Raw genomic sequence first — 21,635 nt, 5'->3', positions numbered from 1 at the left:
CAGCCAGCGCAGTGAGCCACTGGTTTTGCGCGAGACTTTTGCGCAGTGTAGAACAGGTCGGGTGACTGGCAAGTAGCTAGGAACCGCCGTTACAGCAATGAGATGAAATGAGCTTTTTCCCCAGGTAAATACCTTCATTCGGCGATTTTCGTCTGTCAGAGATGCCTTTCCTGGTTTTTCCAAGCGGCTGGTCGTCTACGCTGGATACACAAGCCTGCCACGTAAACTCATCCACCGGAGCGTGAAGACATGTCCGAACATTTTGACGTGGTGGTTGTGGGTTCTGGTTTCGGTGGATCGGTAATGGCCTACGAACTGGCTAAAGCCAAAATGAAGGTTTGCCTGCTGGAGCGTGGCCAGGCCTTTCCCCCAGGCTCTTTTCCGCGCAGCCCGCGTGAAGTGGCGCGCAATTTCTGGGACCCCAGCGAGCGTCTCTACGGCATGTTTGACCTCTGGTCATTCCGCAAGAGTGAGGCCGTGGTGGCGAGTGGGCTGGGCGGCGGGTCCCTGATCTACGCCAACGTGCTGATTCGCAAACCTGCGGCATGGTTCGAGCGTGACCTGGCGGGTGGGGCGCGGGGGCCATGGCCCTTGAGCTACACGGCGCTCGAACCGCATTACGAAGAAGTCGAGCGGATGCTGGGGGGGCAGGTGTATCCATCAAGCGATCTGCCGAAGGAGGCAACGACCAAGGCGCGAGCGTTCGCTGAGGCGGCTGCCAAGGTCGGGCTCAATCCATATTACCCATTGTTGGGCGTGTCATTTGCCAATCCAGGCAGACGGCCGGCCATGGGCGAGCCAATCAGGGAGACCGAGCCAAACCTGCACAACGCACCTCGTTCCACCTGCAGGCACTGCGGTGAATGCGATATTGGCTGTAACTATGGAAGCAAGAATTCACTCGACTTCAACTACCTCAGTGCGGCGAAACGCTTGGGTACGGATTGTCGAACGCTGTGCGAAGTGCGAAGTATCAGCCCGATCGATCACAGCGATCCCTCGCGAGGCTACGAGGTCTCATACGTTCGACACACACCTTTGGCTCAAATGCCTTCGAGTCATTTGCCCCTTGATGTGATGACCTGTGATCGGTTGATACTCTGCGCCGGGACGTTGGGGACAAGCTATCTGTTGCTCAAGAACCACCATCGCTTCCCGCGAATCAGCCACCTGCTTGGCAGCGGATACTCAACCAACGGCGACCTCCTGGCCTTTGTCATGCGCTGCCGCGACGGCACCTCCCGCCCGCCGCAACCACGCGTTCTCGATCCAAGCCGCGGCCCGGTAATCACGACGTCTGCACAAATCGACTTCGGCCCGGGGCGGGGAGGCATGATCCAGGACGCCGGCTATCCGGAGTTCGTCAACTGGTTGGTCGAAGCGAGCGACATGGGTGGAGTCATGCCGCGAGCGCTGCGGTTCGTCATCAACCGGATCCACGCATGGTGGTCGGCCAGCCCGCGCAGCGAGTTCGGTTTCGAGATAGCGAAGCTGCTTGGGCCAGCGGCGTTGAGTAGCAGTTCCCTCCCGCTACTGGGCATGGGGTGTGATAAGGCAGATGGTCGTCTGAGGCTGCGCAAGGCGCAACGCGGGAGCGCTTATCTGGATGTTGACTGGACGTCGCGCCACTCGGCCGAGTGCTTCGATACGCTGACCGAATGGTGTCGCAAGATCGCCGTGGAGATGGGGGGCACGCTCGCTTCAAATCCCTTGACCCGATATCTGCAACGCATCATTACCGTTCACCCGCTCGGTGGGTGTCCGATGGGCAAGGATGCCCACTCGGGGGTGGTCGGTACTGATGGTGAAGTCTTCCATTATCCCAATCTCTACATCGCCGACGGCTCGATCATGCCCGGCCCCGTCGGCGCCAATCCCAGTCTCACCATTGCAGCGATGTCGCGCCTCATTGCCCAGGGCATCATCGATCGCAGGAACGGTAGCAACACCCCGCAGGAGGGCCTGCGCCATGACCAATGACAAAGGTTCGGCCACGTCGTCACTGCAGTTTACCGAGACCATGAAAGGGTATGCAGGCGCAGGGCAGAAGGACTTCCAAAGTGGCTATGAAGCAGGTAAAGGCGTCTCGTCTTCTATCGCCTTTACGCTCACTATCAGCATTGATGACGTCGAGCGCTTCATAGACTCGCCTTTGCACCAGGCCGATGCGGCTGGTCACCTCAATTGTGGTTTGCTGGGTGGTCGTGTGCCTGTAGAGAGGGGGCGCTTCAACCTCTTCGTGGACAGTGTCGGTGATCGCCTGCGCAAAAAGATGTTGTACCGTTTGTTCGTGCGCAACCGGCAGAACGAGCCGTTGACGATTGCAGGTCATAAAGACATTTTCGATGACCCTGGTCCTGACCTGTGGTCAGACACGACGACCCTCTACGTGTCGATTCTCCGTGGGCACGTGGAACCGGCAGATGACTCGAAGGCTGATGTTGTTGCCGCAGGCATCATGCACCTGGGCGCGCTTGATTTCATGAAGCAGATGGCGACGTTTCGTTGTTTCGCCGCCACCAGGTCCAAGCGCTGGGCAGCGTTGGAACGCTTCGGTCGCTTCTTTCTGGGTAACCTGTGGGGCGTGTACGGTCGCCCCGATTTTTCGCTGACAAACACTCGGTACGAGCGGGAGATTGCGCTGTTCACCACAGAAGGCGTGCCGGATGCACAGTGCACCCACCACGCCATCACCACGGCCGATAAACTCGGATTGGGAATGCTCCGATTCACGCGTGCCGCGTGCGATGACGTGGTGCTGCTGATACATGGGCTGACCTCTTCCAGCGACATGTTCATCATGCCGGAGCACTACAACCTCGTCAGCTACCTGCTGGACCATGGGTTTACCGACATCTGGACGCTCGATGGCCGAATGAGCAATCGCTTGCCCTACAACTTGCTGCGGCACCGCTACACGATGGACGACGTCGCCCTGTTTGACTACCCGCCAGCGCTTGAGCGGATCAGGGAGGCGGTGGGGTCGTCGGTACGGATCCATGTCATTTGCCATTGTCTGGGGGCCGTGTCCTTTACCATGAGTCTTTTCGGCAAGGCTGTGACGGGTGTGAGCAGCGTTGTGGCCAATAGCGCGGCACTGACACCACGGGTCCCCGGCTGGTCCAGGGTCAAACTGACGATCGCGCCGTTCGTGACCGAGTACATTTTGGGGATGACCTATCTGGACCCTTTGTTCAGTGAGCGACCAGGGCTGACCCTTGGCAAGATCATGGGCAAAGTCACGAGCTGTTTTCACCGCGAGTGCGATGTACCTGCGTGCCATATGCTGAGTCTCATGTGGGGTGCAGGCAGCCCGGCGCTCTACAACCACAAGAACCTCGCAGACATCACCCACCGGCGCGGGGGCGACCTCTATGGCCCGACGAGTGTGCATTACTACCGCCATGTGCTGAAGATGGTGAAAGCGGACAACACCGCAGTCAAGTATGACCCATTGAATACGGAGCACAGCGCGTTACCCGACAACTACATGGCGTATGCTCACGAGATTGAAACACCTGTCCTGTTCATGACGGGCCAGGAGAATCATGTGTTCAGTGATTCCAACATCCTCTGCCATGCCAGGCTCGAGCAGAGGGTGCCAGGCCGTCATCAACTGCGCGTCATTCCAGGGTACGGGCATCAGGACGTGTTCATGGGCACCCATGTTGATCGCGATATCTTTCCCCATATTCTTGAGTTCCTGACTGCCAATGCTCGTCCGGTGCGGGACTCGAAGGAACAGGCAGAATTTAGCTCGCCAGTGTGTTATCAGAGTGATTTCCCTGATTATTAGGCCTGTAAATCAGAGCGATTCATTGCTGGCAAAGGTCTGATCGACCAACCGTATGCTGTCGCGTCCGCCACGTTTGGACTGGTAAAGCGCCGCATCGCCTTGCTCGATCAATGCCGCGAGGCTCGCTGGCGGATGGTCGAACAGGTTGGCGCCGATGCTCAGGGTTACCGCTTGCGGTGTGGCGAACGCCTGTGCGGCAGCGTGGTGGAACTGCTCACGCAGCGCGTTGCCCAGCCCGACGATTTGCTCATTCGATGCGTTGCGCAGCAGGATCACGAATTCATCACCGCCCAGGCGCGCTGCCAGTGCGCCTTCAGGCAGGACCGAACGGATTATTTCGCTCAGCGTGACCAGCAGGCGGTCGCCAGCGGTATGCCCGTAGAGGTCGTTGACCTGTTTGAAGTTGTCGATATCGATCAACAGCAAGGCACCGGGTCTTGCCGTGGAGACGTTATCGAGCAGGCGCGCTGCTCGCACTTCGAGGGCGCGGCGGTTGTACAGGGCGGTCAACGGATCACGGGCGGCCAACCGGGCGATGCGTTTCTCACGCCTGTAGCGTTCGGTACCGGTCATGGACAGGGCGATCAGCATGATCGCCATCGCGCCCTCGACCAGGGAAATCTGAATGATCTCGCCACGAAACGCGGCAAGATCGATCAGCGTGCCGGGAACGATGGCGGTGATCGACTTGGCCAGATAGAACAGTCCATGGACCAGCAGCACATAGCGCAGTTGCACCGCCCCCACGCTCAACGACTTGCCATGGGGACGCAGGAGGAAACTGGCCCTGAATGTCACCAGGGCCACCAGCAGCGAATTGGCCAGCAGCATGACCTTCGACCACGACGGCTCGTCGGGCAACAACAGCAAGGCCGCCCAGGCGACGAAGATCAGGTACCAGGCACGCGAAAGCCGCGTCTGCGTGAAGCGCGCGACGCCCAGCAGGAAACACCAGTGGGCCACCACCAGCAGGCCATTGGCGAACCAGATGCCGACCAGCAGAAGGCCGGCCCCGCGCAGCAAGGCGAGGGTCGACCCCAGGGTGATGGTGGCGAAGCCCGCACTCCAGAACAGCAGCGAGGGTTCGCGAATGCTCCGCCATTCGATCGCCAGGTACAGCGCGGCGGTGGCTGCGAGGGCGGTCGAAATCGTCAACATCGTGGGAGGGTCGAGCGCCATAGCCTGAAAAACCTTTCTGATCTGCGATGAAAGGCGTGATTGTAAAGGCTGGGCTGGTTTTTCGCAGATCCCGACGCATTGAAAAAGGTGCTGCGGGATCCCACGCTGCGCATTAATGATTCAGCGGGCCTGCCAATCGCGCATCCATTGCAACCCCTCGCTGGTGTTGCCGCGCGGCCGGTACTCGCAACCCACCCAACCGTTGTAGCCCAGTTGATCGATGAGCTCGAACAGGTTGGGATAATTCAACTCGTTGTGCAGGTCCGGTTCGTGGCGATCCGGTACGCCCGCGATCTGGATATGCCCGATGCCGGCGAAATCCCGACGCAGCTTCGTCGTCACGTCACCTTCCACGATCTGGCAGTGGTAGATGTCGAACTGGACCTTGAGGTTGTCCTTGCCGACGGCTTTGCAGACGGCCTGGGCCTGGTCCTGGCGGTTGAGGAAAAAGCCCGGCATGTCGCGGGTGTTGATCGGCTCCAGCAACACGGTGACGCCGACCTTGGCCGCTTGCGTCGCCGCGTGACTCAGGTTCTCCAGGTAAGTCGCGTGGTGTCGGGCACGGTCTGCTTCGTTCGCCAGCAGTCCGGCCATCACGTGGATGCGGTCATTGCCCAGGATCGCGGCGTATTCCAGGGCCTGGTCGAAACCTTCGCGAAACTCCGCTTCACGGCCAGGCAAGGAGACGACCCCTCTTTCGCCTGCCGCCCAATTGCCGGGCGGGGCGTTGAACAGGGCCTGGACCAGGCCGTTGTCGTCCAATCGTTGTTTAAGTTGTTGCGCGCTGTAGTCGTAGGGGAACAGGTATTCCACCGCCTGGAAACCATCGGCGGCGGCCGCGGCGAAGCGGTCGAGAAAATCGTGCTCCGGGTAGAGCATGCTGAGGTTGGCAGCGAAACGAGGCATGGTGACTCCTGAAATCGAAATTATTGTAGGAGCGAGTTTACTCGCGAAAAACCTGAGAGCGCTGTGGGGTGTCAGGCTGCCCGCATAATCGTTGGCGTCCATCGCGAGCAAGCTTGCTCCTACAGGTACCGCGTAGTTCTTGTGGGAGCGAGCCTGCTCGCGAAGAGCTTGAGAGCGCTGTGGGGTGTCAGGCTGCCCGAGTTATCGTTGTCGTCCATCGCGAGCAAGCTTGCTCTTACAGGGGTTACCACTGCACGCCAAAGACTTCGCGCAGTTCATCCAGTGCGGCCTGGTCGAGCGGGGCCGGCCTGGGGTTGCTCATCAGCCAGAGGCGTGCCGTTTCTTCCAGCTCTTCCAGGGCATAGCTGGCCCGCGAGACCGAGCTTTCCCACACCACCGGCCCCAGTCGCTCGAGCATGACCCCACGCACGCTGGTGGCCAGTTGCGCCACCCGCTCGGCTACCTTCGGCGAGCCGGGACGTTCATAGCCGATCAACGGGATATGCCCGACCTTCATCACCTGATAGGGCGTCAGCGGCGGCAGGATGTCATCCTGCTGCCAGACCCCGGCCAGCGTCAACGCCACCAGGTGCGTGGAGTGCGTGTGCACCACGCCGCCGACCCCCGGGTTGCGATCATAAACCTCCCGGTGCAAGGCCAGGGTCTTCGACGGTTTGTCGCCGCTGACCCATTCCCCTGCCAGGTTGACCTTGGAGAGGGCGGCCGGATCCAGGCGGCCCAGGCACGCGTCCGTGGGCGTGATCAGCCAGCCATCGTCGAGCCGGGCGCTGATGTTGCCGGCACTGCCTACTGTGTAGCCACGGCGGTACAACAGGCCGCCTACGTCACAGATTTCTTCGCGCAGGGCGTTTTCGTTGCTCATGCTTGAACTCCCGCCAAGTGTTTCAGAGCCTTGGCGAAGAAGTCAGGGCCACCGAAGTTGCCGGACTTGAGCGCCAGGGCCAATGGTTCCCCAGGCGTGCTGACGCAAGCGGGCACCCCCGGATCAATTTGCGCACCGATCTGCAACAGCTGGATATCCAGCGCTTGCACCACGGCCCCGGAGGTTTCCCCGCCGGCGACCACAAATCGCTGCACACCGGCCTGGCGCAGCCCGCTGGCTATCTTGCCCATGGCCTGCTCGACCATATTCCCCGCGCGCTCGGTACCCAGTTCACGTTGTACGGCCTTGACCTCATCCGGGGAGCTGGTGGCGTAGATCAGCACCGTTTCCGCCGTGTCAGCGACGAAGGCCAGTGCCTGTTCGATGACCGACGCTCCCGCCGCCAAGGCCAAAGGGTCGATCCGAAAGGCTGGGCGACCGGCCTGCAGCCAGTTCGCCACTTGCCCGTTGGTGGCTTGCGAAGCGCTGCCCGCGAGCACCACTTCGCCACCGTCGACCTTAGGCACTAGAGCGGCGTCCAGGTCGCGCAGTTTACCCGCCCGACGGAAGTTGTCCGGCAAGCCCAGCGCCAGTCCCGAACCGCCCGTCAGCAGGGCAAGACCGGCGCAGGCTTCGCCCAATAGATGCAGGTCTGCATCGGACACGGCATCGGCGATCGCCATGCGCACACCCTCGGCGCGAAGCTGCGTCATGCGGGCGCGAATGCTCCCCACGCCCCTGGACACCGTGTCATGGCGCAACAGGCCGACTTTGCCCTGACTCTGCGCTTGCAGCACCCGAACCAGGTTCGCGTCGGTCATCGGTGTCAGCGGGTGATGCTGCATGCCCGACTCGCTGAGCAACTGGTCCTGCACGAACAAATGCCCACGAAAGACCGTGCGCCCGTTTTCCGGGAAGGCGGGGCAGGCCAGGGTGAAATCACTGTCCAGCGCTTCCAGCAAGGCTTCGCTCACCGGGCCGATGTTGCCGTCAGCGGTCGAGTCGAACGTCGAGCAGTACTTGAAGAAAATCTGTTCGCAGCCACGTTCGCGCAGCCAGCGCAGCGCTTCGAGCGACGCCTCAACGGCGTCGGCGGCCGGCACGGTGCGAGACTTCAGGGCGATGACGATCGCATCGGCGTCGAGGTGTTCGGCAACCTCGGCGCCGGGTATACCGATGCTTTGCACGGTGCGCATGCCGCCGCGCACCAGCATGTTGGCAAGGTCCGTGGCACCGGTGAAATCGTCAGCGATGCAGCCCAGCAGAGGGCGGGCAGGGGCATTCAACATGTCGGGTTCCTCATCCGGGCAGATAATCAGTCATGTACTGCTTGATCACAGCGCGCAAATCTTCATCTGCGGTGAAGCCCAGGTCCCGGGAATAGGTGGCACAAAAGGACCCCGGCCACGAACCGACGATGCGCTCGATCGCCGGATTGCGCTCCAGGCTGATCCGCGCGGCCACTTCCGTACCAGCGACCTCGCGCAGGGCATCGATCATCTGTTCGACGGTAATCGACAGGCCCGGCATGTTGATCACCCGACCCTCGGTCATCTGCTCGCCGGCCAGTTCATGGCCATGGATCAGGTTGGCGATCGCTTGCGCTGGCGACATCAGCCAGAGCCGCGTATCGAGGGGTACCGGACACACGCTGGATTGGCCATTGAGCGGTTCGCGGATGATCCCGCTGGCGAAGCTGGAAGCGGCCAGGTTGGGTTTGCCCGGGCGCACCACGATGGTCGGCATGCGCAGGCTGCGGCCATCGACAAAACCGCGCCGGCTGTAGTCGGCGAGCAGCAGGTCGTTCATCGCTTTTTGCGTGCCATAGGAACTCTGCGGTGCCCAGACCTGATCATCGCGCACGCGTTCCGGCAGTTGCCCGCCGAATACCGCGACGGAGCTGGTCATCACCCATTTCGGGCAGGTGCCGAGCAGGCGAATGCGTTCGAGCATGTTCTGGGTCGCGGTGAAGTTGATGCGCATGCCCAGTTCGAAGTCGGCCTCCGCCTGGCTGGAAACCACCGCAGCCAAATGGAAGATGCTGTCGGTGCTGGCGTCGATAAGGCTGTCCAGCACTTCAGGGTTGGCGATGTCGCCACACACCACCGTTACCCGAGGATCATCGATGCCCTCGAGCGCGACCATATCGAAGGCGACGATTTGCCCGATGGGCTGGGGCTGGCCTGCACGGTCGGTGAGCGAGCCGCGCAGCAGCAGGGCTTCGATCAGACGGCGGCCAAGGAAGCCGGCTGCACCGGTCACGAGAATTTTCATGAGTTGCTCCAAACGTCAGCGGTTGACGAGTTTTCCGGGAATTTTGAAGACCAGCAGGGCGCCGAGGAACAACGCGCTTGCCATCACATACATGCCGATCGTGGTGCTGTGGGTGGTGTCCTTGAGGAAGCCCATCAGGTACGGCGAGACGAAGCCCGCCAGGTTGCCCCAGGAGTTGATCAGGGCAATGCCGGCGGCTGCGGCGGTGCCGCCGAGGAAGGCCGTTGGCAGGCTCCAGAACAGCGGCAGGGTGCTCATGGCCCCCATGGAACCCAGGGTCAGGCCGATCATCGAAATCGTGAAGTTGTCGCTCCAGGTGGCAGAGATGAACAGGCCGACACCGCCCAGCACCGCAGTCAGCGCCAGGTGCCAGCGACGCTCGCGCAACCGGTCGGCGCTACGCGACACCAGGATCATGGTCATCGCGGCGGCGGCATAAGGGATGGCGGTGAGCATGCCGACCTGCAAGACATCGCTGACGCCGGCCTGGCGGATCAGTGTCGGCAACCAGAAGCCCACGGTGTAGAAGCCAGCAATCATGCAGAAGTAGATGCCTGTCAGCAGCCAGATGCGCGGCTGCAGGAACACCTCTTTGAGGCTGTGGGTTTGATGGCCAGCGGTTTCGGCGTCGATACGGGTCTGCAGCAGGGTTTTCTCTTCCCGGGTGAGCCAGCCGGCACTGGAGATGCGGTCGCTGAGACAGAAGATCACTAGGATGCCGACGGCAATCGAGGGCAGCCCTTCAAGGAAGAACAGCCATTGCCAGCCGGCAAACCCATGGTCACCGTTGAAGGCGCTCATGATCCAGCCGGACAGGGGCGCACCGATCAGTCCCGAGAGCGGCACGGCCGTGGCGAACAGGGCGTACATCTTGCCGCGGCGATGGGTCGGGAACCAGTAGGACAGGTAAAGGATGACGCCCGGGTAGAACCCGGCCTCGGCGATGCCCAGCAGGAAGCGCATGATGTAGAAGGACATCGGCGTACTGACCAGGGCCATGGCCGAGGAGATGATGCCCCAGGTGATCATGATGCGCGCGATCCACAACCGCGCACCGACACGATGCAGGATCAGGTTGCTGGGAATTTCCACGAGGAAATAGGCAATGAAGAAAATCCCTGCGCCGAGACCGTAGACGGCTTCGGAAAATTGCAGATCGTCGGACATCTGCAATTTGGCGAAACCCACGTTCACCCGATCCAGATAAGCGACGAGGTAGCACAGCAACAACAACGGCAGGATCCGCCACGCGGCTTTGCGATATGCAAGGTCCTCGAAGCGATCGGCGGGCGCGATGGCACCGGTTTGAATCACAGATTCAGTCATGTGTTTCCCCCATCCTTATTTTTGTAGTGGGTGACGTTGTTTTTATCGGACTTACATGAAGATCGGTTTTTTATCATAATACGTCATACGAATTCAAGGCGCAGAATCCAAAGAGGACGACGGATCTAAAATGCAGTACCGTTCACCGATTTGAGCCCAGAGATGCCTATGCCCACTCCTGACAAATCCCCCTGTTCCGCCGAGGCGCTGGCCGTTCTGAAGGACTCCGCCAAGGGCACGCTGTCCGATCAGGTGACGGCGGCCCTGAAGGCTTATATCGCCAATGGTGAAGTGCTGCCGGGCGCTCGCCTGCCCACCGAGCCCGTGCTCTCGGAGCGATTCGGGGTGAGCAGGACGGTCATCCGCGAGGCGATCTCGCGCCTCAAATCAGCCGGGCTGGTGGAGGTCCGCCAAGGCAGCGGTACCGTCGTCAGCGAAGGCGCGCACATCAAGGCGTTCACCATCGACCTGGATGTCAGCGGCTCGATCGAGGCGGTATTGCGGGTTACCGAACTGCGCCGCGGTATAGAAGGGGAGGCAGCAGCATTGGCGGCACAGCGGCATTCACCAGCACAACTGGAGGCCATCCACCAAGCGCTCAAGGCCATCGATGCCGCCGAGCAGGCGGGGCGCGATGGCGTCGAGGAAGACCTGGCGTTCCATCACTCCATTTCCAGGGCAACGGGCAATCCGCTGTACCCGTCACTGCACGAGTTCATCGCTCAGTACATCAAGGAAGCGATCCGCATCACCCGCTCCAACGAGGAACGCCGCCACGACCTGGCCAGGACGGTGCATGTCGAACACTCTGCCGTGTACGAAGCCATCGCCGCACGAGACCCTGAAGGCGCGCGCCATGCCGCCCTCAACCACATCAACAATGCGGTCGAGCGGCTCAAGAGTGCCGATCCTGCGTTCTGGCAGAATCCGGGGGCGAGAACCTCTTAGCCTGATCTGTAACGGCCCGGCTTACCGGCGAAGGCTGCGTAGAATGTTGCGCTGACGTTTCGGCCCGCTTCGCCGGCAAGCCTGGTTCCTACGGTATTTGTTAACGCCGGGCGAGGCGTCGTGATCACCGCTGGCCTGTAGGAGCCCGGTTTGCCGGCGGTGGCGTCCTCGAATATTGCATTTACCTTTCTGGCCTCATCGCTGGCAAGCCAGCTCCTACAAAAGCTGGGGGCCGGACTTCCTGCCAATGTCTTACAGCAGGCTCCACGACACCCCGATATACACCCCCATACCTTCACCCGGCGTCGACCGCGCCGCGTCCAACCCTTTGTCGTCGTAGCCCGGCGTGACAGTGGCGGCGTAGTGCTTGTCGGTCAGGTTGCGCATGTCCACCCAGGTCTGCCAGTCACCCTTGGGCGCGTTGTAGCCCAGGGTCGCGCCAAACAGCGCGTAGGGATCGGCGTAGTAGCTGTTGGCGTAATCGACCGCGACCTTGGACACCCATTGCGCGTTGAGCGCGGCGAAGAATCCCTGGGGCCAGTCGTAACGCAGTTCGCCCTGGTAGTAGTGCATCGGCAGGCCTGGCAGGCGGTTGTCGCCGAAGCGTTCGTCGTCCTCGTAGTGGAAGTCACTGAAGGTATAGCTCTGGCGCAGACTCAGTTGACCGCCATCGTTACCCGACCACAGGTTACTCGACAGGCTGGCTTCCACGCCCTGGTGCACGGTGGGGCTGGCGTTGAGTTCGTAAGGCGTGGTGGCGTTGGCATCCGGCAACACCGAGAGCAATTCGTGGCGCACCTGGGCGTAGTACCAGGCCAGGCTCCATTGGCCCATCGCGCTGTCGCCGCGACCGCCCAGCTCCAGGGTGGTCGCCGTCTGGTTTTGCAGCTCGATAGGATCGCGCTGGGTACCCGTGGCGGGGCCGCCGCCGGCCGGGAAGCGAATGTTGGAGCTGTAGATCAGCGACCAGGGGTGCGGTGCCTCGACCGAACGGCTGAGATTGCCGAACAGTTGCAGGTCAGGTGTCAGTTGGTAGCGCAGCCCCAGGCGCGGGGCATAGTCCCAGTCGCCCTGACTGGTCTTGCCACCGCCTTGCGGGTAGGTCACCGCGCTTTCGCGGCGGGTGTAGATGGCCGCCAGGCCCGTGGTCAGCCACAGGTCGTCGGCAATCTCCAGGTCATTGCCCGCGTGCAGGACGCTGTCCGAGCCCTGGTAGGTGAAGTTGCGCATGGGCGTGCCCGGCGCATAACCGGCCGTGTTGCCGGTGGGGATGCGCACCTGTTCGCTGGCGCCGGCGTTGGGCAGGTGCTTGGTCACGCGCAGGCCCAGGGTGCTTTGGCTCTGCAGGCCCCAGAGGGTGTCGCGACGCTTGTAGTCAAGGGTGCCGCTGACATCCGTGTAGGCCACCTTCAGGCGGTTGGGACCTTCGCGCAAGTCCATGGGGTAGTCATGGTAGGCAAGGCCGGCCTGGATGCTCGAATCGTCATCGATGAACCAGGTGGTCTTGTTGCCGATAAAGGTGCTGCCCGGCTGTTCGCGGCGATCGTCGCGCGCCACGTAGGCAGGGTTGGCCGCGCGCGGGTCGTGCTCGATGGAGTGTTTGGTGACCCGGCCGGCGAGGTCGTTGTCGGTCTGGCGGTAGCGCAGGTAGAAGCGCGTTTCCAGGTTCGGGTTGAAGCGATAGCCGAAGTTGGCGATGACGCCCTGGCTCTCGCTGGCGGTGTGATCCTGATAGCCGTCCGCGCGAGCGTCGGTCAAGGCCAAGTAGTAGTCGAAATCGCCCAGCACCTGCCCGGAGCTGACCTGGCGTTGCTGATAACCGTGGCTGCCCGTGGCATAGCGCACCTGCAAGCGCGGTGCGTTGTAGCCGGTATGGCTGACGTAATCGATGGCCCCGCCCAAGGCCAGGGCACCGCGGTCGAAACCGTTGGCGCCGCGCAGCACCTCCACATGGTCAAGCCATAGCGGTTCCAGCAGCTCATAGGGTGTGCCGCCGGGACCGGTCAGCGGCAGGCCGTCGAGCATGGCGTACAGGCCCGAGGCATGGGCGCCCGGCGCACGGTTGATGCCCGACCCGCGGATCGAGATCTTCACGCCTTCATTGCCTGCCGACTGGGCATAGATGCCTGGCTGATAAGCCAGCACATCCTGATTGCTCGCTACCCGGCCCTGCAGGGGGCGGCGCATGTCGACCACGTTGGTGCCGCCGGGTACCTGTTCGAGCCGCGCCTTGGCGTCCTCGATCCCCTGGTCCTCGTCACTCGGGTTGTCGGCCCCGATCAGCACTTGCCCCAACTCCAGGCTCTGGGCCTGGGCGATCGCCGGACAGACAAGGGCCAGGCCCAGCAACGCGGCGGACAGGGATTGGGGCGAGGGCATTGAGAAAACTCCAGACAGGGGGATACGGGCAGTGAAGTCTGCGACGCATGAAAGAACGGAGGGAGCACATGATGATTTTGCTGTTGCGCCAGGATCAGGCTTATCGGCAGGGGCGAGCCTGGCGTGAAATGGCGACCGTCCATGTCGTCGCGCTGCGGGAGGGCGCCTACTGTCGAACAGGCGCAAGGTTCACTGTAGGAGCGAGCATGCTCGCGATGGTCGTGAACGATAACGCGTTGAACCAGATGCCCCGCGGCGCCCTCTGGTTTTTCGCGAGCATGCTCGCTCCTACAGGTAGGCAGTCGCGGTTGTTTCAGCGTTTGTTCAACGCCGCTTCCGCCGCCGCGATTTCAGCCTGGCGCTTGAGGATCACGTCGCCCACCGGCGGTCCCTGGAAGCGTCGCGCTTCGAAACCGAACCAGACGATAGCCGTCAACACCAAAAAGCCGATGGTGATGTACAGCGCCCAGTCGTTCGGTGGCTGGATGCCGATGACGAAAATGATCACCATCGACAGGACCGAGAGCAGGGCGAACAGCGTGTACCAGAAGCGCCCCATGTTCCACGGCCCCATGGTCGGCCATTTCGAGGTGCCGTAGGCAAACAGGCCCAGCACGATGGGAATAATGAATGAGAAGAACAGGAAGATCACTGTGCAGGAGACCACGATGGTGTAGACCGGTGTTTCGCCGATCGATATCACCGACGATCCCCAGACGAACAGCACCGCCAGTGTGGCACCGGTCCAGATGGCTGCCACCGGGCTGCGGAAGGTCGGCGAAACCGAGGCCAAGGCTTTGGAGCAAGGCAGGCCGCCATCGCGGGAAAACGCGAAGATCATGCGTGAAACCGAGGTTACGGTCGCCAGGCCACAGAGCACCTGCGAGATGAAAATCGCCACGTACAAGCCGTCCTTGAGCAGCGGGTTGACTTGGGTATTCATGGCCCAGAAGAACACGCTCCAGCCCTGCTTGGCCGCTTCGTCCATGCTCGGCAACATCAGCACGAATGCGCTGAGCATCACCCAGCCGAACAGCAGCGACCAGACCACCGACATGACCATGCCCCGCGGCACCGACATGGCCGCATTGCGGGTTTCCTCCGAGGTGTGGGCAGAGGCGTCGTAGCCAGTGATGGTGTAGATCGGCAGCAGCAGGCCGAGCATGAAGACCCAGCCGTTGGAGACTTCCGGCCAGACACCGCCGCCCGCTGCGCCGGAGTAGTTGCCGAAGGTCACCAGTCGCGAGAATTCGTAGCTGGGGGCCGAGATCAGGCAGACGATGGTCAGCGCCAGTGCGGTGGCGAAGATCAGGTAGCCGGAGAAATCAGTGAGCCTGGCGGTCAGGCCGATCCCCAGGTGATTGCACAGGGCCTGGAGACCGGTGAGGATCGCCAGGAAAATCACCCGGGTCGTGGTGGTGTCTTCCATGCCCAGCGTGGGGCCAAAGGCGCCGAAAAAGAAGTAATAGGTGCCGACGTTGATCGCCCCCAGCACCGTGACCAGCCCCAGCAGGTTGAACCAGGCCGTGAGCCAGCCGGTAAAACGGTTGCCGAGGATCGAGCCCCAGTGATACAGGCCGCCTGCGGTGGGGTAGGCCGAGGAAATCTGCGCCATGGCCAGGGCGAACACGCCGGAAATCAGGCAACCGATCGGCCAGCCAATACCGATCGAGGCACCGCCGGCGCCCGAGGTGCCCTGGGCCAGTGAGTTGATGCCACCGGAAAGGATGCAGATGATCGAAAAGGAAATCGCAAAGTTGGAGAAAACCCCCATTCGTCGCGAGAGCTGTTGGGCATAGCCCATGCTGTGCAGCACCTTGACGTCATCGTCGTGCGCGTCGGTGCCGGGCTGGCTTGCTGGGTTCATTGTCGTGTGCCCCTTCAGGTTTTGATACGCAGCCATCCGGCGCTCCGGATGGATTGGCTTTCAACCCCTTGTCGTACTGCTCCTGTTTCCTATTGGTGAAACCTGCCTGCTTTTGTGTAGGAGCGAGCATGCTCGCGATGGAGGTTAACGATTACTCGGGGCGTCAGGTTCCCCGCGTTATCGTTGAGGTCCATCGCGAGCGTGCTCGCTCCTACAGAAGGCGGCCGTGGAGGGCCGCCTGGAAAATTTCCGCTACACCGGCCCGGGTCAAAGGCAGCGGGTTGCCGCCGGCCGACGGGTCGACCACCGCCATGTCGGCGATCAGGTCGGCTTGCTGGTCGTCCACCCCCAGCTCGAACAGCGTATGTGGCACGGCGATGTCCTTGCGCAATTTGAGGACGAAGGCCAGGAAGCTGTCGAAGCCCGGGGAGGGCAGGTGCAGGTACGCCGCCAGGCGTGTAATGCGTTCCTCGATGGCCGGACGATTGAACTTCAGCACGTAGGGCATCAGGGTGGCGTTGGTCATGCCGTGGTGGGTGTCATACAGGGCGCCGATCGGATGCGCGAGGGCGTGCATCCCGCCCAGGCCTTTCTGGAATGCAGTGGCGCCCATCGCTGCCGCCGCCAGCATTTGCCCGCGTGCACCGAGGTCCGAAGGGGTGTGGACGGCGCGCACCAGGGCATTGCTCACCAGGCGCATGCCTTCGACCGCAATGCCATCGGCCATGGGATGGAAACCAGGGGCGCAGTACGACTCCAGGCAGTGCGCCAAGGCGTCCATGCCTGTGCCTGCGGTGACTTTGGCCGGCATGCCGACGGTCAGGGCGGGATCGCTGATGACCACGCGCGGCATCATTTTCGGGTGGAAGATGATGCGCTTGGTGTGGGTACGATCGTCGATGATCACCGCCGCGCGGCCCACTTCCGAGCCCGTACCCGCAGTGGTCGGCACCGCGATGACCGGGGCAATGCGGCTTTCATCGGCGCGGGTCCAGTAGTCGCCGATGTCTTCGAAATCCCAGACCGGGCGGGTCTGGCCACTCATGAAGGCGATGAGCTTGCCCATGTCCAGGCCGCTGCCTCCGCCAAAGGCCACCACGCCATCGTGGTTGCCCGCGCGCCAGGCGTCGAGCCCGCCTGCCAGGTTGGCTTCGACCGGGTTGGGCTTGAGGTCGCAGAACAGCGCGGCGCCCAGCCCTGCATCGCGCAAGGCGTCCAGCGCAGCCGTGGTGATCGACGCACGCCCCAGACCGCTGTCGGTGACCAGCAGCGGGCGCTGGATCCCCTGGCTGCGACAGACCTCGGCCAGTTCCGCGATGCGGCCGACACCGAAGCGGATGCTCGTGGGGTAGTTCCAGTTTCCAGTCAGGCTCATGGCTCAGATCTCGTGGCGCAGATGGAAGGATTTGGCGCGGGTCAGGTGTTCGTATCCCAAGCGGGAAAGGGTCACGCCGCGCCCACTGTTCTTGACCCCTGTCCAGGCCAGGGCCGGGTCCAGGTAGTCGCAGCGATTCATGAACAGGGTGCCGGTTTCGATCTGCTCGCCCAGGCGTTCGGCGGCGGCCAGGTCCCGGGTCCAGATGGACGCGCTGAGCCCGAACTCACTGTCGTTCATCAAGGCGACGGCCTCGTCGTCGCCGGCAACTGGCATGATGCCGACCACTGGCCCGAAGCTTTCATCGCGCATCACCGACATCCGATGGTTCACATCCACCAGCACTTGCGGGGCCAGATAGGCACTGCCGGGCACATCGGCGGCGAAGGCTTGCGCGTCGATCAGCGCCGTGGCGCCCTCACTCAATGCCTCGGCGATCTGCCCGCGCACGAAATCGGCCGCTTGTGGATTGACCATCGGTCCGAGGGTGGTGGCGGGGTCCAATGGATTGCCCAGCACGTACTGGCGGGTCAATTCGGCGAAACGCTGGATGAAGGCAGGATAGATTGCCTGATCGACATAGATGCGCTCCACGGCGCAACAACTTTGTCCCGAGTTGAAGAAGCTGCCGTCCACCAGGTTTTCCACCGCGTGTTCGAGGTCGGCATCGGCCCGAACGTAGGCAGGGTCCTTGCCGCCGAGCTCCAGGCCGGTGCCGATGAAGCCTGTGAGTGTCGCCTGTTGGACGATCTTGCCGGCCTCCACCGAGCCGGTGAAATTCACCTGCTGTATGTCGCCGGAGACAATGGCCAGCGCAGTCGAGGCGTGCTCAAGCACCAGGTTCTGGAACAACCCTTCAGGCAGATGCGCCCGACGAAAAGCTTCAGCGAAACGCTCACCCACCAGCAGGGTTTGCGAAGCGTGTTTGAGGATGACGCCGTTGCCAGCCATCAGCGCCGGAATGACCGAGTTGACTGCCGTCAAGTAAGGGTAATTCCACGGGGCGATCACCAGCACCGTACCCAGCGGTTCGCGCTTGATATAGCGCTTGAAACCCGCGACAGGCACCGGCTCCACCGCTGCCAGCGCATCAGGCGCAATGGCGATCATGTGCCGTGCGCGTTCTTCGAAACCGCGCAGTTCGCCGGCGCCGAAACGCACCGGTCGGCCCATCTGCCAGGCCAGTTCCGGGACGATGTCATCCTTCATGGCCAGCATTGCGTCCACCGCTGCGCTGCAAATGCCCGCGCGTTCGTTCAGTGGCCGGCGTTTCCACTGCGCCTGGGCATCGGCCGCCGCCTCCAGTGCCCGATAGAGCTGGCCGGTATCGGCGCAGGGACGTTCAGCATAAACCCGGCCATCGACCGGGGAGATGAGTTGAATCGTCTTGGTCATGGCAATCTCAATAGCGCTCGAAACCGCGCTGCAGTTCCCAATCGGTAATCCGCCGGTCGTACTCCTTCTGTTCCCATTCGGCGGTGTGTACGTAGTGATCGATGACCTCGTCACCGAACGCCTCGCGCAACATGCTCGACTTCTGCAATGCGGCGCTCGCCTCACGCAAGGTCTTGGAAACCTCGGGCAAATGCTCGTCTACGTAGGCATCGCCCTCGAAGGGCGCGGCGAGCTCGAGCTTTTCATCGATGCCTGCCAGCCCCGCGGCGATCAAGGCGGCGAAGGCCAGGTAAGGGTTGAGATCGGCACCGCCAATGCGACATTCGATACGGATCGATTTGCTGCCCTCGGCGCACAAGCGAAAGCCCGCGGTGCGATTGTCCCGGCTCCACACCGCGCGGGTAGGGGCGAAGGTGCCGGCCTGGAAGCGCTTGTAGGAATTGATGTAGGGCGCAAGAAAGCAGGTGATGTCGTTGGCGTACTTGAGCTGCCCGGCCACCCAGGCACGCATCAGCTTGGACATGCCGAACTCGGCCTTGGCATCGAAGAACAGCGGTTTCTTGGCGTTCTTGTCCCACAGCGAGTTGTGGATGTGGCTGCTGGAGCCGGCGGCGTCATAGCGCCACTTGGCCATGAAGGTGATCGCCTTGCCCTGCAATTGAGCGATCTCCTTGCACGCATGCTTGATGATGACGTGATGGTCGGCCATGGTCATCGCGTCGGCGTAACGGATGTTGATTTCTTCCTGGCCCGGGCCCCATTCACCCTTGGAGTTTTCCACGGGAATGCCGCTGGCCTGCAGATGCTTGCGAATCGCCCGCAGCACCGGCTCTTCGCGGGTGGTCTGCAGGATGTTGTAATCCTCTATGTAGTGCCCGGCGGTTTTCGGCTTGTGATAGTTGCGCTTGTGGATGGCCTCGTAGCTCTCGTCGAACAGGTAGAACTCCAGTTCGGAAGCAAACATGCCGGTGTAGCCGCGTTCACGCAGGCGCTCGACCTGTTTTTTCAGGATCGCCCGCGGGCTGTGGGGCAGGTCCTCTCGATGGTGATGGTCCAGCACGTCACACAGGACCAGCGCCGTGCACTCAAGCCAGGGCACCTTGCGCAAGGTGCGCATGTCGGGCTTGAGCACGAAATCGCCGTAGCCTTTGCTCCAACTGGCGGCGGCATAGCCGGGCACCGGCTCCATGTCGATGTCGTCGGCCAGCAGGTAATTGCAGCAGTGGGTTTCTTCATGGCCGCTGTCGATGAAAAACTCGACCTGGAAGCGCTTGCCAACCAGGCGCCCCTGCATGTCGACCATGCACACCAGTACGGTATCGATCTCGCCAGAGGCGGCAGCACGCTTGAGTTGGTCAAAACTGAGGAACGGCTCGGTCATCACGGCAATCCTGCGCAAATTGTTTGGGCCTGTCTGAGATAGCTGTTGCAGACGCTCTCCAGATAAAACCAACAACTGCCGCCGCGAGCATCGTAGGCAATAAGCTGAGGTAAGCTTAGCCTACTGTCGCTTTTCGCAAGTTTTTGCTGCGCAGGGTGTGTGACCCTCTACGATCGACTTTCAAATTGTTGAAGAGGAGGTGCGGCATGCAGCGATTTACTGGCGGTTGCCTGTGCGGCAATGTGCGGATTGTGGCGTCGGGGCAGCCCTATCGGGTCGGCCTCTGTCACTGCCTCGACTGCCGCAAGCACCACGGTGCGCTCTTTCACGCCTCGGCGATATTCCCTGAGGACGCGGTGATGATCGAGGGCGAAACGCGCGACTACGCCGGGCGCTATTTCTGTCCGCGCTGTGGCTCGTCGGTGTTTGCCCGCAGCGACGACGAAATCGAAGTGAACCTGGGCTCGCTCGATGCCCCTGACCAGTTGAAGCCAACCTATGAAAGCTGGACGGTGCGGCGCGAGTCCTGGTTGCCGGCGTTCCCGCTCGCACGGCACTACAAGCACGATCGAGAGGGCACCGGCCGATGTGACGGCTAAATGATATGGCTTGTAGGAGCGAGCATGCTCGCTCCTACAGAAGATCAGCGCGTCGCCCTGTCCGTTAGGCGATATCTCCTGGCTTGTTAGCGTTAGCCGGCAATCAGGGCGCGCGCTATTGTGGTCGCACGTTCCCGGCCGCCTGGATGATCCCGATGACCCGCCCCCGTTTCTTGCCTGATAACTTCACCCTGACCCTGATCGGCGTGGTCCTTCTCGCCAGCCTCCTGCCCGCCAGTGGCCAGGTGGCCGTGGGCTTCGGCTGGTTGACCAATTGCGCTATCGCGCTGCTGTTTTTCCTGCACGGCGCAAAGCTGTCCCGCGAGTCGATCATTGCCGGCGCCGGCCACTGGCGCTTGCACTTGCTGGTCTTTGGCCTGACGTTCGTCCTGTTCCCGCTGCTCGGCCTGGCGCTCAAGCCTGTGCTGTCGCCGATGATCGGCGCCGACCTGTACATGGGCATGCTCTACCTCTGCGCGTTGCCGGCCACGGTGCAGTCGGCGATTGCCTTTACCTCGTTGGCGCGAGGCAACATTCCGGCGGCGATTTGCAGTGCGGCAGCGTCCAGTCTGTTCGGGATCTTTCTTACGCCATTACTGGTGACCTTGCTGCTGGACGTGCACGGCGAGGGCGGCTCGACTTTCGACGCCATCGTGAAGATCAGCGTGCAGTTGTTGCTGCCGTTCATTGCCGGGCAGATCGCTCGCCGCTGGATCGGCGCCTGGGTCGCACGCAACAAGGGCTGGCTGAAATTTGTCGATCAGGGCTCGATCCTGCTGGTGGTGTACGGCGCTTTCAGCGAAGCGGTGATCGAAGGCATCTGGCACCAGATTCCATTGCGCGACCTGGCCGGGCTGGTGGTCGCCTGTTGTGTGGTTTTGGGGTTGGTGTTGCTGGCGTCCACCGTGCTGGGCAAGGCCTTGGGTTTCAACCAGCAAGACCGCATCACCATCCTCTTCTGTGGTTCGAAGAAAAGCCTGGCCACGGGTGTACCGATGGCCCAGGTGCTGTTCGCCGGCAGCACCATCGGCGTGTTGATCCTGCCGCTGATGCTGTTCCACCAGATTCAGTTGATGGTCTGTGCGGTGCTGGCCCAGCGGTTCGCCAATCGCCCTGAATCGGTGCCTGAATTGATGGCACAGGTCGACCCTTGATGGTAAGTCGCTGTTTTAAAATAAAATAATGATGCAGGGGGGTTCCCAGGCGGCAAGAAAGTTGATAAATTGCCGCCCATTCCTGCAGGGGGCCATCCACGGCTCTCCAGGTAGCAGCTACAGGGGCGTCGCCAAGCGGTAAGGCAGCAGGTTTTGATCCTGCCATGCGTTGG

General features: G+C 61.9%; 16 protein-coding genes and 1 pseudogene. 5 read left to right on the top strand and 12 right to left on the bottom strand.

The genetic code is table 11. The annotated features are described in order from the left end of the window. Positions 1-249: 249 nt before the first annotated feature. Positions 250-1,980, top strand: coding sequence for an FAD-dependent oxidoreductase (locus tag QLG10_RS08540; protein WP_110751189.1), 1,731 nt, complete (start codon positions 250-252; stop codon positions 1,978-1,980). Continuing rightward, the gene (locus tag QLG10_RS08535; protein ID WP_110751191.1) at positions 1,970-3,796 is read left to right on the top strand and encodes an alpha/beta fold hydrolase; all 1,827 of its coding nucleotides are present in this window, start codon (positions 1,970-1,972) and stop codon (positions 3,794-3,796) included. Before QLG10_RS08540 ends, QLG10_RS08535 begins: the two co-directional genes overlap by 11 nt. A gap of 9 nt (positions 3,797-3,805) precedes the next feature. On the opposite strand, the gene QLG10_RS08530 is transcribed toward QLG10_RS08535, so the two are convergent. From QLG10_RS08530 to QLG10_RS08505, 7 genes and pseudogenes are all read right to left on the bottom strand, one after another. Next, the gene (locus QLG10_RS08530; RefSeq protein ID WP_282486809.1) at positions 3,806-4,975 is read right to left on the bottom strand and encodes a GGDEF domain-containing protein; all 1,170 of its coding nucleotides are present in this window, start codon (positions 4,973-4,975) and stop codon (positions 3,806-3,808) included. A 120-nt stretch (positions 4,976-5,095) separates the two neighbouring features. After that, complete coding sequence (gene otnI, locus QLG10_RS08525; protein WP_110751459.1) at positions 5,096-5,881, bottom strand: 2-oxo-tetronate isomerase; 786 nt, start codon at positions 5,879-5,881, stop codon at positions 5,096-5,098. 21 nt (positions 5,882-5,902) lie between these two features. After that, positions 5,903-5,983: pseudogene (locus tag QLG10_RS29600) on the bottom strand (outer membrane lipoprotein carrier protein LolA); the annotation flags it as partial. Positions 5,984-6,125: 142 nt separating this feature from the next. Beyond that, a complete protein-coding gene (locus QLG10_RS08520) occupies positions 6,126-6,764 on the bottom strand; it encodes an aldolase (protein WP_282486807.1) in 639 nt (212 codons plus the stop codon). Continuing rightward, positions 6,761-8,053, bottom strand: coding sequence for a 3-oxo-tetronate kinase (otnK, locus tag QLG10_RS08515; RefSeq protein ID WP_282486805.1), 1,293 nt, complete (start codon positions 8,051-8,053; stop codon positions 6,761-6,763). Before otnK ends, QLG10_RS08520 begins: the two co-directional genes overlap by 4 nt. Positions 8,054-8,063: 10 nt before the next feature. Beyond that, a complete protein-coding gene (gene denD, locus QLG10_RS08510) occupies positions 8,064-9,038 on the bottom strand; it encodes a D-erythronate dehydrogenase (RefSeq protein WP_110751199.1) in 975 nt (324 codons plus the stop codon). A gap of 15 nt (positions 9,039-9,053) precedes the next feature. After that, positions 9,054-10,364 carry an MFS transporter gene (locus QLG10_RS08505; protein WP_110751201.1) on the bottom strand — a complete coding sequence of 437 codons (1,311 nt, stop codon included), beginning with the start codon at positions 10,362-10,364 and terminating at the stop codon, positions 9,054-9,056. A gap of 162 nt (positions 10,365-10,526) precedes the next feature. Between QLG10_RS08505 and QLG10_RS08500 the strand changes: the two genes are divergently transcribed. Beyond that, complete coding sequence (locus QLG10_RS08500; RefSeq protein WP_033043139.1) at positions 10,527-11,312, top strand: FadR/GntR family transcriptional regulator; 786 nt, start codon at positions 10,527-10,529, stop codon at positions 11,310-11,312. Between the two features lie 252 nt (positions 11,313-11,564). On the opposite strand, the gene QLG10_RS08495 is transcribed toward QLG10_RS08500, so the two are convergent. The 5 genes from QLG10_RS08495 to QLG10_RS08475 all read right to left on the bottom strand — a co-directional run bounded on the left by QLG10_RS08495 (position 11,565) and on the right by QLG10_RS08475 (position 19,709). Continuing rightward, positions 11,565-13,691: a TonB-dependent receptor gene (locus QLG10_RS08495; protein WP_282486800.1), complete on the bottom strand. Its 2,127-nt coding sequence runs from the start codon at positions 13,689-13,691 to the stop codon at positions 11,565-11,567. Positions 13,692-14,004: 313 nt separating this feature from the next. Next, complete coding sequence (locus QLG10_RS08490) at positions 14,005-15,558, bottom strand: amino acid permease (RefSeq protein WP_110751461.1); 1,554 nt, start codon at positions 15,556-15,558, stop codon at positions 14,005-14,007. Between the two features lie 211 nt (positions 15,559-15,769). Further along, positions 15,770-16,933 (bottom strand): iron-containing alcohol dehydrogenase, encoded by a 1,164-nt coding sequence (locus QLG10_RS08485; RefSeq protein WP_282486797.1) that lies wholly within the window; start codon positions 16,931-16,933, stop codon positions 15,770-15,772. Between the two features lie 3 nt (positions 16,934-16,936). Continuing rightward, positions 16,937-18,328, bottom strand: coding sequence for an aldehyde dehydrogenase family protein (locus QLG10_RS08480; RefSeq protein ID WP_110751205.1), 1,392 nt, complete (start codon positions 18,326-18,328; stop codon positions 16,937-16,939). Positions 18,329-18,335: 7 nt separating this feature from the next. Beyond that, complete coding sequence (locus tag QLG10_RS08475) at positions 18,336-19,709, bottom strand: glutamine synthetase family protein (protein ID WP_020796416.1); 1,374 nt, start codon at positions 19,707-19,709, stop codon at positions 18,336-18,338. A 206-nt stretch (positions 19,710-19,915) separates the two neighbouring features. Here QLG10_RS08475 and QLG10_RS08470 point away from each other — a divergent pair, with 206 nt between their 5' ends. Both QLG10_RS08470 and QLG10_RS08465 read left to right on the top strand, forming a co-directional pair. After that, positions 19,916-20,308, top strand: coding sequence for a GFA family protein (locus tag QLG10_RS08470; protein WP_188264064.1), 393 nt, complete (start codon positions 19,916-19,918; stop codon positions 20,306-20,308). A gap of 155 nt (positions 20,309-20,463) precedes the next feature. Further along, entirely contained in the window at positions 20,464-21,462 is a 999-nt protein-coding gene (locus tag QLG10_RS08465; RefSeq protein WP_282486787.1) for a bile acid:sodium symporter family protein, read from the top strand. Positions 21,463-21,635: the final 173 nt, after the last annotated feature.

The sequence above is a fragment of the Pseudomonas sp. V98_8 genome (assembly GCF_029967975.1).
Classification (GTDB): domain Bacteria; phylum Pseudomonadota; class Gammaproteobacteria; order Pseudomonadales; family Pseudomonadaceae; genus Aquipseudomonas; species Aquipseudomonas umsongensis.
This window is presented reverse-complemented; position numbering and strand designations above follow the sequence as displayed.